This is a genomic window from Amycolatopsis sp. WAC 04182, from assembly GCF_003947465.1.
Classification (GTDB): Bacteria; Actinomycetota; Actinomycetes; order Mycobacteriales; family Pseudonocardiaceae; genus Amycolatopsis.
Window position 1 is genome coordinate 862,497 of record NZ_QHJJ01000004.1, and the last position, 12,278, is coordinate 874,774.

11 protein-coding genes are annotated in these 12,278 nt (G+C 70.7%); 9 read left to right on the forward strand and 2 right to left on the reverse strand.

Annotated features, from left to right (window positions below; genetic code table 11):
* Positions 1 to 45: 45 nt before the first annotated feature.
* Together clpB and DMH01_RS24405 are read left to right on the forward strand one after the other, a co-directional pair.
* Entirely contained in the window at positions 46 to 2,643 is a 2,598-nt protein-coding gene (gene clpB, locus DMH01_RS24400; RefSeq protein ID WP_125679539.1) for an ATP-dependent chaperone ClpB, read from the forward strand.
* Positions 2,644 to 3,016: 373 nt separating this feature from the next.
* On the forward strand, positions 3,017 to 3,727 hold the full coding sequence (locus DMH01_RS24405; protein WP_125679540.1) for a hypothetical protein: 711 nt from the start codon (positions 3,017 to 3,019) through the stop codon (positions 3,725 to 3,727).
* On the opposite strand, the gene DMH01_RS24410 is transcribed toward DMH01_RS24405, so the two are convergent.
* On the reverse strand, positions 3,724 to 4,857 hold the full coding sequence (locus tag DMH01_RS24410; RefSeq protein ID WP_125679541.1) for a hypothetical protein: 1,134 nt from the start codon (positions 4,855 to 4,857) through the stop codon (positions 3,724 to 3,726). The genes DMH01_RS24405 and DMH01_RS24410 overlap by 4 nt on opposite strands.
* Before the next feature lie 120 nt (positions 4,858 to 4,977).
* Here DMH01_RS24410 and DMH01_RS24415 point away from each other — a divergent pair, with 120 nt between their 5' ends.
* Positions 4,978 to 5,745: an SDR family oxidoreductase gene (locus tag DMH01_RS24415; protein WP_125679542.1), complete on the forward strand. Its 768-nt coding sequence runs from the start codon at positions 4,978 to 4,980 to the stop codon at positions 5,743 to 5,745.
* Here the strand turns inward: DMH01_RS24415 and DMH01_RS24420 are convergent.
* Positions 5,742 to 6,422, reverse strand: a complete 681-nt coding sequence (locus DMH01_RS24420; protein ID WP_125679543.1) for an MgtC/SapB family protein — start codon at positions 6,420 to 6,422, stop codon at positions 5,742 to 5,744. The genes DMH01_RS24415 and DMH01_RS24420 overlap by 4 nt on opposite strands.
* Before the next feature lie 60 nt (positions 6,423 to 6,482).
* Here DMH01_RS24420 and DMH01_RS24425 point away from each other — a divergent pair, with 60 nt between their 5' ends.
* From DMH01_RS24425 to DMH01_RS24450, 6 genes are all read left to right on the forward strand, one after another.
* A complete protein-coding gene (locus DMH01_RS24425; RefSeq protein ID WP_125679544.1) occupies positions 6,483 to 6,965 on the forward strand; it encodes a PepSY domain-containing protein in 483 nt (160 codons plus the stop codon).
* Positions 6,966 to 7,036: 71 nt separating this feature from the next.
* Positions 7,037 to 7,795 (forward strand): ABC transporter ATP-binding protein, encoded by a 759-nt coding sequence (locus tag DMH01_RS24430; RefSeq protein ID WP_125679545.1) that lies wholly within the window; start codon positions 7,037 to 7,039, stop codon positions 7,793 to 7,795.
* Positions 7,795 to 10,329 carry an FtsX-like permease family protein gene (locus DMH01_RS24435; protein ID WP_125679546.1) on the forward strand — a complete coding sequence of 845 codons (2,535 nt, stop codon included), beginning with the start codon at positions 7,795 to 7,797 and terminating at the stop codon, positions 10,327 to 10,329. The genes DMH01_RS24430 and DMH01_RS24435 overlap by 1 nt, the downstream gene beginning before the upstream one ends.
* Positions 10,330 to 10,375: 46 nt before the next feature.
* A complete protein-coding gene (gene pyrE / locus DMH01_RS24440) occupies positions 10,376 to 10,939 on the forward strand; it encodes an orotate phosphoribosyltransferase (RefSeq protein WP_016338130.1) in 564 nt (187 codons plus the stop codon).
* Positions 10,940 to 11,197: 258 nt separating this feature from the next.
* Positions 11,198 to 11,590, forward strand: coding sequence for a DUF2784 domain-containing protein (locus DMH01_RS24445; protein ID WP_125679547.1), 393 nt, complete (start codon positions 11,198 to 11,200; stop codon positions 11,588 to 11,590).
* A 14-nt stretch (positions 11,591 to 11,604) separates the two neighbouring features.
* Complete coding sequence (locus DMH01_RS24450) at positions 11,605 to 12,258, forward strand: TrmH family RNA methyltransferase (RefSeq protein ID WP_034312382.1); 654 nt, start codon at positions 11,605 to 11,607, stop codon at positions 12,256 to 12,258.
* The last annotated feature ends 20 nt before the right edge of the window (positions 12,259 to 12,278 follow it).

Sequence of the window (12,278 nt, forward strand, 5' to 3'; positions counted from 1 at the left end):
GTACCTGTCGACAAGAACTTCGCAGGACCTAGTACGAGGTGAGGGATGGACGCTTTCAACCCGACCACGAAGACCCAGCAGGCGATCTCGTCGGCGGCGCAGGCGGCCACGATGGCGGGAAACCCGCACGTGGCGGCCGCGCACCTGCTCGGCGCCCTGCTGGCGCAGGGTGAGGGGCTCACCGCACCGCTGCTGACCGCGGTCGGGGCCGATCCGGCGCAGGTGCACAAGGAGCTGGAGCCGCTGATCGCGGCGCTGCCGTCGGCGACGGGCGCCACCGTGTCGAGCCCGCAGTTCGACGCGCACGCCGTCAAGGCGCTGACGCACGCGCAGAAGCTGGCGACCGAACTCGGCGACGAGTACGTCTCGACGGAGCATCTCCTCGTCGGCCTCGCCACCGAAGGCGGGCCGGTGGCCGAGCTGCTCAAGCGGCACGGCGCCACCCCGGACGCGCTGCGCGAGGCGTTCGCCAAGGTGCGCGGCTCCGCGCGGATCACCAGCGCGGATCCGGAGAGCACGTTCAAGGCGCTGGAGAAGTACGGCGTCGACCTGACCGAACGCGCCCGGGCCGGCGAGCTGGACCCGGTGATCGGCCGCGACACCGAGATCCGCCGTGTGGTGCAGGTGCTCTCGCGCCGCACCAAGAACAACCCGGTGCTGATCGGTGAACCCGGCGTCGGCAAGACGGCCATCGTCGAAGGGCTCGCCCAGCGCATCGTCGCCGGTGACGTGCCGGAGTCGCTGCGCGGCAAGCGCGTGGTGGCGCTGGACCTCGGTTCGATGGTCGCGGGCGCCAAGTTCCGCGGCGAGTTCGAGGAGCGGCTGAAGGCCGTGCTCAAGGAGATCACCGACTCCGCGGGCGAGGTCGTCACCTTCATCGACGAGCTGCACACCATCGTCGGCGCCGGCGCGACCGGTGAGGGAGCGATGGACGCGGGTAACATGATCAAGCCGATGCTCGCCCGCGGTGAGCTGCGGATGGTCGGCGCGACCACGCTCGACGAGTACCGGCAGCACATCGAGAAGGACGCCGCGCTGGAGCGGCGCTTCCAGCAGGTGCTGGTCGGCGAACCGTCCACTGAGGACACCATCGGCATCCTGCGCGGGCTCAAGGAGCGGTACGAGGTGCACCACGGTGTGCGCATCACCGACGCCGCGCTGGTCGCCGCCGCGACCCTGTCCGACCGCTACATCACCGCCCGGTTCCTGCCGGACAAGGCGATCGACCTGGTCGACGAGGCCGCGTCGAAGCTCCGCATGGAGATCGACTCGCGGCCGGTCGAGATCGACGAGGTCGAGCGCGCCGTGCGGCGGATGGAGATCGAGGAGATGGCACTGTCCAAAGAGGACGACGCCGCCTCCAAGGACCGCCTTGCCGCGCTGCGTTCGGAACTCGCCGAGAAGCGGGAGACGCTGACGGCGCTGACCGCGCGCTGGCAGAACGAGAAGGGCTCGATCGAACGCGTCCGTGACCTCAAGGAGCAGCTGGAGCAGCTGCGCGGCGAGTCCGAACGCGCCGAACGCGACGGCGACCTCGGCAAGGCCGCCGAACTCCGCTACGGCCGGATTCCCGCGCTGGAGAAGGAGTTCGAGGCCGCGATCGCGGCCAGCGAGGTCAGCCAGCAGAACGTCATGCTGAAGGAAGAGGTCGGCGCGGACGACGTCGCCGACGTGGTCAGCGCGTGGACCGGCATCCCGGCCGGGCGGCTGCTGGAGGGCGAGACGGGCAAGCTGCTCCGGATGGAGGAGGAGCTCGGCAAGCGGGTCGTCGGGCAGAAGGAGGCCGTGCAGGTCGTCTCGGACGCGGTGCGCCGCACCAGGGCGGGCGTCGCCGACCCCGACCGGCCGACCGGTTCGTTCCTGTTCCTCGGCCCGACCGGCGTCGGCAAGACCGAACTGGCGAAGGCGCTGGCCGAGTTCCTGTTCGACGACGAGCGCGCGATGCTGCGGATCGACATGAGCGAGTACGCCGAGAAGCACTCGGTGGCGCGCCTGGTCGGGGCGCCTCCTGGCTACGTCGGCTACGACCAGGGCGGCCAGCTGACCGAGTCGGTGCGCAGGCGGCCGTATTCGGTGGTGCTGCTCGACGAGGTCGAGAAGGCGCACCCGGACGTGTTCGACGTGCTCCTGCAGGTGCTCGACGACGGACGGCTCACCGACGGCCAGGGCCGCACGGTGGACTTCCGCAACACGATCCTGGTGCTGACGTCGAACCTCGGCTCGCAGGCCATCGCCGACCCGTCGCTCGACGAGCGGCAGCGCACCGACGCGGTGATGTCGGTGGTGCAGCGGCAGTTCAAACCGGAGTTCCTGAACCGGCTGGACGACATCGTGGTCTTCCACGCGCTGGGCACCGACGAGCTGACGTCCATTGTGGACATCCAGATCGAGCGGCTCGCCACGCGGCTGTCGCGGCGCCGCCTGACGCTGGACGTCACCGCCGGGGCCCGCGAGTGGCTCGCGCTGAACGGCTTCGACCCGATCTACGGCGCGCGGCCGCTGCGGCGGCTGGTGCAGTCGGCGATCGGCGACAAGCTGGCGAAACAGCTGCTGGCCGGTGAGATCCGGGACGGCGACACGGTGCGGGTGGACATCCCGGCCGAGGAGGCGTCGGCCGCGCTCACAGTCACCCGGGTGGACTGACGCCTCCGGGCCCGGCCGCGGCTTTCGCAATCCGGCGGGGCGGGGCGCGTCGCCCAGCAGGACCCCTCAGTACATGAAGGCCCCCTTCCTTGCGCCAGGCGCAAGGAAGGGGGCCTTCATGTACTCGCGTGAGCAAGGGCCCAGCCGCGAGTCGTCCGCCCGATCACGTGAGTCGTCCATTCCCGCACGCGTGTCGTCCGTCCAGTCACGAGTGCGGGGATGAAAGGCCACTCACGAGCCTTGGCGACACAGCGATTTGTCGACCTTTCGCCGCGTCTTTCGTGGTCTTTCCCGGGCGCGGCACCGAAAGGGGTGGCGCGACACGGCGCCCGGCGGTCACATCCGGTGAGGGCAGGGGGATACCCTGACCGGCGTGGGTATTCCGGCGTGGATCTGGTTCGTCATCGCCGCCGTCGCCTTGGTGGCGGGGCTGGCGCTGCTCGCGGCCGACCGGGCGAAGGAGGGCTCGCGCAATCGCGAGCGCATGCGCTGGGCCGAGCTGCGCGGCTGGCAGTTCGTCGAAGAGGACGAACGGCTGCCGAGGCAGTGGTCCAACGGCGCGATCGGGTACTTCGGCGCCCAGCTGGCGGTCAACGTCGTCGCCGGGTCCACCTTCACCTCCGACGGGCGGCGTCCCGTCTTCATCTTCGACATCGAGACCGAGGGCCAGATCCCGGCGGTCGTGGTCGCCGTGCGGTGCAACCGCGTGCACGAGGTGCCGCTGGAGATGTGGCTGTCCAGCGTGCCGTTCCAGCGCCAGGACATGCCCGAGATGCTCGGCCCGATCGGTCAGCGCTACGCCTTCGCGGACGACTCCGAGGGTGCCCGCAAGGTGATCACGCAGGATCTCGTCGACGCGGCGGACTCGCTCGGCGGCGACGTCGGCGTGGCGTGGCTGGAGAACGAGTGGGTGCTCGCGAGCGTCGCCCCGAACGCCGGGCCGTCGCGGCTCGAGCGGCTGCTGCGCGACCTCGGCGAGATCGCCGACATCGTGGACCCGTTCGACGAGGAGTACGACAACGCCTCGACCCCGGGCCGTCACTGGCAGGCCGAGGCCGCCGACGACATCGAGCCCCAGGCCTAAGCCGGTTCTAGTTCCAGCGGGAGCGCCCCGGCGACGAAGCCGGTGTGCGACGGCTGACCGAGCAGGGTCAGGTCGAGTGTCCCGGACTGCGTCAGATGCCCTGCCTGTGCGGGATCGGCGGTCGGCAGGACCCCGCGCACGGACGACGTCGAGGTGCCGCGGACGGACGCGACCTCTCCGATGCCGAGGTCGCCGCTGATCGTGTGCGAACCGGATCCGGTGAGCCCGGCGCCGGGCTGCGCCAGATTCACGTTCTGCCCGGTGGTGACCAGCCCGGTCGACGGGCCGATGGTGCCGCCGAGTGCGTGTTCCTGGCCGTAACCCGCACCCGAGCCGACGTCGAGCGGCAGGACACCGCGGAACCGGCCGTTGCCGTGCTGCGCCGAGGTCGCCCCGATGGCGGCGAAGTCGCCGACGTCGATCGCGTGCCCGGACGACCGCCCGGCCTCCAGCACGCCGCCGAGGTCGCCGGAGAACGCGCCGTCGAGCCGCATGGCCCGGTCGAGGCCGCCACCGGCCTGCTGGTCCGTCTCGTTGATGACGCCGACCCCGGGCAGCGGGCGGACGGCGTGATAGGTCCCTTCGGAGGCGCGAAGGCCGCGGCTGTCCTCGGAGACGAAGGTGGGGACGCCGGTGCGCGGGTCGAGCGAGACCTCGGTCAGCCGTTCGCCGGTCCGGTCGAGTTCGGTCTCGTTCCCGGCGACGACACTGCCGTAGCGCTCGACCTTCACCGCTTCCCGCTGGCCCTGCTTGACGGCCTCGGAGGTCTTCGCCGCGGCGAGCGCGCCGACCTTGTCCGGGCGGGCCGTGACCCTGTCGCGGGTCTCGACGGTCTGGCTCACCGAGCGGCGGACGTCCGCGACGGTCTTCGCGTCACCGAGGTCCTTGCTGAAGACGTTGCGTTCGGTGTTGGTCAGGAAACCGCGAAAGACGGTCGTGTCGTCTTCGCTGGTGAAGCCGACTCCGCGATCGAAGCTGCCTTCGCGCTGGTGGTCCAGCGGAAGCGGGATCGACGGGTCGGTCTGGGTGGCGAGCGCGGTGGCCGGACCGGCGAGCAACAGCGCCAGTGGCGCCGCGCCGACCGCGACTTTGGGCAGGTAGCTCGGCTTGCGCCTGCTGTGCTTCCCCATGGGGGCGGACGATACTTCCCGACTTCCGCGGTTGCACGTCAAATCCCCACGGTGGGTGACCCCCACGCTTGCCCCAGCCGAGCGTGCTCGCGGAACCCGACCGAGGAGTAGGTTCCCGATATGACACAGACCGCCCTGATCACCGGCGCCACCGCCGGCATCGGCGCGCAGTTCGCGCGCAGGCTCGCCGCCGAGGGGTACGACCTCGTGCTCGTCGCCCGCGACGTCGACAGGCTGGAGGGCTTCGCCGCGGAACTGGTCGAGGCGCATGACGTCGACGTCGTGGTCCTGCCCGCCGACCTGTCCGAAGTGGACGGACGGGCGCTGGTCGAGGACCGCCTGGCCGAAGCGCCGGTGGACCTCCTGGTGAACAACGCGGGCTTCGGGCTCAACGGCGATTTCTGGACCATCCCGCCGGACGCGCTGCAGCGTCAGCTGGACGTCAACGTCACCGCCGTCCTGCGGCTGACCCGCGCGGCGCTGCCGGGGATGATCGACCGCGGCGAGGGCGCGATCATCAACGTCAGCTCGGTCGCCGGCTTCTTCAGCGGCCGCGGTTCGACGTACACCGCCAGCAAGAACTGGGTCACCTCGTTCACCGAGGGCATCGCCGCCTCGCTGCCGGGGAACATCCGGATGATGGCGCTCTGCCCCGGGTTCACCACCACGGAGTTCCACGAGCGGGCCGGACTGGACAAGCCCGGTCCGAAGGCGTTCTGGCTCGGCGTCGAGCAGGTCGTGGACGAGGCCCTCGCGGATCTGCGTCGCGGCAAGGTGATCTCGGTGCCGAGCCTGCAGTACAAGGTGCTCGTCGCGGTCGGCGGGCTGCTGCCGAGGGCCGTGCTGCGCAAACTCGGCGGCGGGTTCGGCGGTAAGGGCCGCACCTAGTCGTCGTCGGCGGTTTCGATCGACCGCACGCCGTCGGCCCCGGCGAGCACGGTGGGAGCGGCGGCGGCGTCGGGACCGGTGAGGTCGAGCGTCACGGTCACTTCGCCGTCGCGGTCGTCGGCGATCCGCAGGGACGTGATCGACCATCGGTGGCTCGTGCACAGCGCCAGCAGGTCGCGCAGGACCCCTTGCCCGTCCACGTAACTCACGCGAAGCCTGGTCGTGCCCGTGCCACCGGGCAGATGCGCGCTCAGCCAGGTGAAACCGAGTACCACCACGAAATGCAGGACCGTCACCACGACCGCCAGCACCAGCAGGCCGGCACCCGCCGCCATCCCGATGGCCGCGGTCTCCCAGACGGCGGCGGCCGTGGTGAGCCCGCGGATCGCGCCCTGTCTGGTGATGATCAGCCCGGCGCCGAGGAAACCGACACCGGACACGATCTGCGCCGCGATCCGGGACGGGTCGAGTACCACCTGCCCGGTCGCGAGAATATCGCCGAAACCGTACTTACTGACCAAAAGGATCAGTGCGGACGCCGTGCCCACGATGGTCTGCGTCCGTAGTCCGGCGCTCTTGCCCCTGAGCTGCCGTTCCAGCCCGATCGCCGCCGACAGTGCGAACGCCGTCGTCAGCTCACCGATCTGGAGCCAGCCCTGTCCGTTCGAGACCATCACCCCACAGTGCCATCGGCCGGACGACGGTTCGAGCCCGTGCGGGGCGGGTACGCGTAGATCATGAAGTCGACACTTCTTGTCATCGCGGTGGCGCTGACGCTGGCCGCCTGTTCCACCGAACAGGCGCCCGCCCCGGCGGCACCGGGTCCGGTCGAAGCCCAGCCGGTGAAGGCGATCCAAGCGGCGGCAGGCGCTTTGCCCGACGGGCGGGTGTTCGACGTGGAGCCCGCGAACGACGGCTGGGAGATCAAGGTCGCGTCACACGGGCAGGAACACAAGGTGCGCGTGAGCCCGGACGGCGGCCAGGTCCTCGGCAAGCAGCAGACCGCCAAGCCGAGCGACGACCTGGCGAAGGTCGAGCAGGCGGGTGTCGACGCGGTCAAGGCACTTCAGGCCGCGCAGCAACGCCAGCCGGGTGACCTCGACGAGATGGAGGTCGACTACGCCGCCGACGGCACCCTCGTCTGGGAGGTCGGGCTCCGTGACGGCAAGGGCGTCGAGCATGACGTCAACGTCGATGCCAGGACCGGCGCGGTGAGGTAGGGCCCGCCCTACCCAGGAGACGCACGCTTGCCCCAGGGTGCTTCCGACCTGGGGTTCCTAGTGTTTTCCCCATGAACACTGGGTGGAACGGTGACGCGGTCCGGCTCGACGGCGTCCGCAAGGAATACGGCAAGGGCGTCGTCGCTCTGGACGGGGTGACGCTGGCGTTCCCGCGCGGCGGTTTCACCGCGGTGATGGGGCCTTCTGGCTCGGGCAAGAGCACCTTCCTGCACTGCGCGGCCGGGCTGGACCGGCCGACGTCGGGGTCCGTCGTGCTCGACGGGCAGGAGCTCGCCGGGATGAGCGAGACAAAGCTGACGAAGCTGCGCCGCGACCGGGTCGGCTTCATCTTCCAGGCCTTCAACCTGCTTCCGGCGCTGACCGTCGAGCAGAACGTCACGCTCCCGCAGCAGCTCGCCGGCGCCAAGCCGGACCGCCGCGTGGTCGAGGAGATGCTCGCCCGCGTGGGCCTTTCCGGCCGCCGCAAGCACCTTCCCGGCGAACTTTCCGGTGGGCAGGCACAGCGCGTCGCGATCGCGCGGGCGCTGGTCACCCGGCCCGCGGTGGTCTTCGCCGACGAGCCGACCGGCGCGCTCGACACCCGCACCGCCGCCGAGGTCCTCGCGCTGCTGCGCGATTCCGTCCGGACGACCGGCCAGACGGTGATCATGGTGACCCACGACCCGATGGCCGCCTCCTACGCGGACCGCGTCATCTTCCTCGCCGACGGCCGGATCGCGGACGAACTGCACGCGCCGACCGCGGACGTCGTCGCCGAACGCATGACCCACCTGGGTGCCTGGGGCAGCCCGGTCAGGGCGGGTGCGTGATGCTGCGACTCGCCTTCCGGACCTTGCGCCTGCGCAAGGGCGGCTTCATCGGCACCTTCATCGCCGTCTTCTTCGGCGCGCTCATCGTCGCCTCCTGCGGCGGTCTCATGGAGACGGGGATCCGCAGCAACGCGGAACCCCAGCGCCTCGCCGCCGCGCCGATCGTCGTCACCGGCGGCCAGACCTTCGAACTGCCCAAGGCGGACCCCGCCTCCCTCGAACCCGACGACAAGCGCAAGTTCGAGGACGCGCGGCTTCCCGAGCGCGTCCGGCTCGACGACGGGCTGGTCTCCCGGCTGCGGTCCGTTCCCGGCGTCTCGAACGTCGTCGGTGAAGTGAGTTTCCCGCTCGCGGCGGGTGGCAAGCCCGGCCTCGGGCACGCTTGGGACTCCGCAGCCTTGACCCCGTACGCGCTGACCACGGGTGCCGCGCCCGCAGCGGGTGAAGTGGTCGTCGAAGCCACGTCGGGAGCGAAGCCCGGTGACCTCGTCGAGATCGCCGCGCGCGGCAAGACCGAAGCGTTCCGCGTCTCCGGCGTGGCCGGTGCGCCGCGTTCGATCACACAGGCCGCTGTGTTCTTCTCGGCCGCCGACGCTGCCCGGCTCTCCGGGCACCCCGGCAAGGCCGACGCGATCGGCGTCTTCACCGTGCCGGGTGCGGACGTCGAAGCGGTGCAGGCGAAGGTCGCCGAGGTCGCGGCCGGGGCGAACGTCCTGACCGGCATCGACCGCGGTGTCGCGGAATTCCCCGAAGCCGATTCGAGCGGCTCCAACCTGATCGTCATCGCCGCGGTGTCCGGCGGGCTCTCGGTGATGGTCGCGATGTTCGTCGTCGCCAGCACATTGAGCCTGTCCACCCAGCAGCGTTCGCGCGAACTCGCGTTGATGCGGGCGATCGGCACGGCCCCGCGCCAGCTCCGGCGCATGGTGCTCGGCGAAGCGCTGGCCGTCGGCCTCCTCGCCACCGGGCTCGCCGCGGTACTCGGCCCCTTCCTGGGCGAGTGGCTGTTCGGGCAGCTCGTCGAGAACGGTGTGGTGCCCGCGGTGCTGCGGTTCTATCAGGGCTGGCTGCCCGCCGTCGTCGGCGCGGGCGCCGCGATGCTCGCGGTGTTCATCGCCGCCTTCTTCGCGGGCCGCCGCGCCGGGAAGATCCGGCCGACCGAGGCGCTCGCCGAGGCCGCGGTCACCCGCCGCTGGCTGACCCCGACGCGCGTCATCGTCGCCGCGCTCTGCTTCGGCGGCGGCACCGCGCTGGCCATCGTGACCGTCGCGGTGATGACCGGCCCGATCGCGGCCAGCACCGCCGGCCCCGCGGTGATCCTCTGGGCGCTCGGCGTCGCGATGATCACCCCCGGTGTCGCCAAGGTGATGACGGCGATCCTGCAGTGGCCGATGCGCCTGCTCGGCGGCATCGACGCCCGGCTCGCCGTGCTCAACACCCGGGCGGGCATCGTCCGGGCGGCGGGCGCGGTCACCCCGATCATGCTCGCGGTCGGGATCGCGACCGCGAACATCTACCTGCAGACCACCCAGCAGGAGCTGGCGAACCAGGCGTTCACCGAAGACGTCCGCGCCGACGCCGTGATCGCCTCCGCGGCGGGCGGGCTGTCCCCGGACCTCGTCCAGCGGATCCAGGCCGTGCCCGGGGTCGCCGGGGCGTCCGAGTACGTCACCAGCAGCGTGTTCCTCGAGAACCCGTACGACTCCTCCGACGAGGGCCGTCCGGCGGTCGGCCTCACGGCTTCCGGCGCGGGCGCGACGACCGACACCAAGGTGGTCCAAGGCGACCTCAAGGCGCTCACCGGCATGACCGTCGCACTCCCCGAAGTCTTTGCGAAGGACTTCGGCCGCGGCGTCGGCGACACACTGGGCCTGCGGCTCGGCGACGGCTCGCCGGTCGACGTCGAGGTCGTCGCGGTGACCAGCCAGCGTCCCGGTTTCGAGAGCCTGCTGCTCCCGGCCGGTCTGCTGGCCCCGCACACCACCGCCGGGCTCGCCCCGCAGATGCTGGTCCGCGCCGCTCCGGACGTCGATCCGGCGGCGCTCACCGAACGGCTTCGCGAGGCGACGGCCGGGCTGCCGGTGTCCGTCGGCGACCGGGCGGCGCTCGTCGCGGCGCACGACAAGGACCAGGCCGTCGGCGCCTGGGTGAACTACCTGCTGGTCGGGATGATCATCGCCTACACGGTGATTTCGGTCGCGAACACGCTCGTGATGGCGACCGTCCGGCGGCGCCGCGAGTTCGGTCTCCAGCGGCTCACCGGTTCGACCAGGGCGCAGGTGCTGCGGATGGCCGGTTTCGAAGGCGGGCTCGTCGCGCTGGTCGGGATCGTGCTCGGCACCATCGTCGCGGCGGGCTCGATCGTCCCGTTCTGCCTGGTGGCGGCCGATTCCCTGCTGCCGATGGGCTCCCCGCTGATCTACCTGACCATCATCGGGCTCGCCGCGGCGCTCGCGCTGGCGGCGACCCTGGTCCCGGCCTGGGCGGCGACCCGCGGCCAGCCCGTCGACGCGGCGACGGCCGGCAATGACTAGAGCTACCGTCGAAGGACCCGCCGGGTCGTGTGTAAGACTCTCGGCCGTGGCTTACCCCGGTGTTGATCAAGCGGCGAAACTCGAACTGGCGAGACTGGTCGGCGAACTCGCCGTCGTGCACGGCAAGGTGACCCTGTCCTCGGGCAAGGAGGCCGATTACTACATCGACCTCCGGCGGGCGACGCTGCATCACGCGGCCGCCCCGCTCATCGGGAAGCTGCTCCGCCAGCTCACGCACGACTGGGACTACGTCGCCGCCGGCGGCCTGACCCTCGGCGCGGACCCGGTGGCGCTGGCGATGCTGCACTCCGCGGCGACCGACGGCGTCGTGCTCGACGCGTTCGTCGTCCGGAAGGCCGTCAAGGAACACGGCATGCAGCGCCGGATCGAAGGCGTCGAGGTGCTGGGGCAGCGCGTGCTGGCCGTCGAGGACACCTCGACCACCGGCGGCAGCGTGCTCACCGCCGTCGAGGCGCTGCGCGAGGCCGGCGCGAACGTGGTCGGCGTCGCGACCGTCGTCGACAGGGACACCGGAGCGCGCGAGGCCATCGAGAAGGAAGGCCTCGAATACCGTTACATTTTGAACAAGGACGATCTCGGTCTGTCCTGAGTAGCCGCGGTGAACCCGCGTCCGCGACTCGACAGCGGATCAGGCGCCCTGCCACCGCGATAGCGGGGCCTTCGGCCGGGGCGGGTTCACGTGTCAGGTCACTTTTCGGGCCCATCTTCTGTTCCGCCCCCTGTCGCCGAATAAAGCGTCCCGAACGGGGCATCCTCCGTGCGAACGGAGGATGCCCCGTTTTTTCGTGAGCGTTTCTCAATCGGAGAGGGGTAACGTCGCTGGTAGGGGTGTGAAAGGGGGCTTGAGGTGGCGGGTTTCCTGGCGAACGTGACAGTCGCGGTGCATATTTTCGCGCTGGTGTTCATCGGATTCGGTGGTTTCCTCGCGTGGCGGTGGCCGAAGGTGATCTTCGTGCATGTGTTCTTCGCCGCATGGGGTGTCCTCGTCAACGTCTTCCCGTGGCCCTGCCCGCTGACGGCGGCGGAGAACTACTTCCGGCACCAGCAGGGTCTCGGCGACCTGCCCGGCGGCTTCAACGCCTACTACCTCTACGACACCGTGTTCCCGCGCTCGTCGCTGCCGGTCGTCGTCGTGGTCGCGATGGCAACGGTGATCATCTCCTACATCGGCGCGTACCAGCGCTGGCGTCACCGCCACCACGACGGGGACGCACCGGCGCACCGCGTCAGCATGGGCTGAGTGACAATCCTCGGGTGAACTCGGAAGAAGCCGGTCCCACCGAATGGGTGGCGAAGGAAGAGGTCGGCGTCGGTCCGTGGGAGGGCGAGTGGCCCTCGGACGAGCGCTACGACCCCGAACTCCTGGCCAACGGCGACCGCCGCAACGTCGTCGACCCGTACCGGTACTGGCGGCGCGAGGCCATCGTGTCCGATGTGGACAGCCGTCGGCATCCGTTCCACGTGGCGATCGAGAACTTCCAGCACGACCACAACATCGGCACCGTGGTCCGGACGGCGAACGCGTTCGCCGCCGCGGCGGTGCACATCGTCGGACGGCGGCGCTGGAACCGGCGCGGCGCCATGGTGACCGACCGCTACCAGCACCTTCTCCACCATGAGGACGTCGACGGCCTGCTGACCTTCGCCGCGACGGAGGGGCTCGCCGTGGTCGCCGTCGACAACACCCCCGGCTCGCAGCCCGTCGAGACCGCCGAGCTGCCGCGCGAGTGTGTCCTGCTGTTCGGCCAGGAAGGGCCGGGTCTGTCGGCCGAGGCGCAGAAGACGGCGGCGCTGGTCGTCTCGATCGCGCAGTTCGGCACGACCCGCTCGATCAACGCCGGCGTCGCCGCCGGGATCGTCATGCACGCCTGGATCCGGCAGCACGCCGACCTGTCCCAAGCCTGGTGACGGGGGCTGAAGGACGCTTT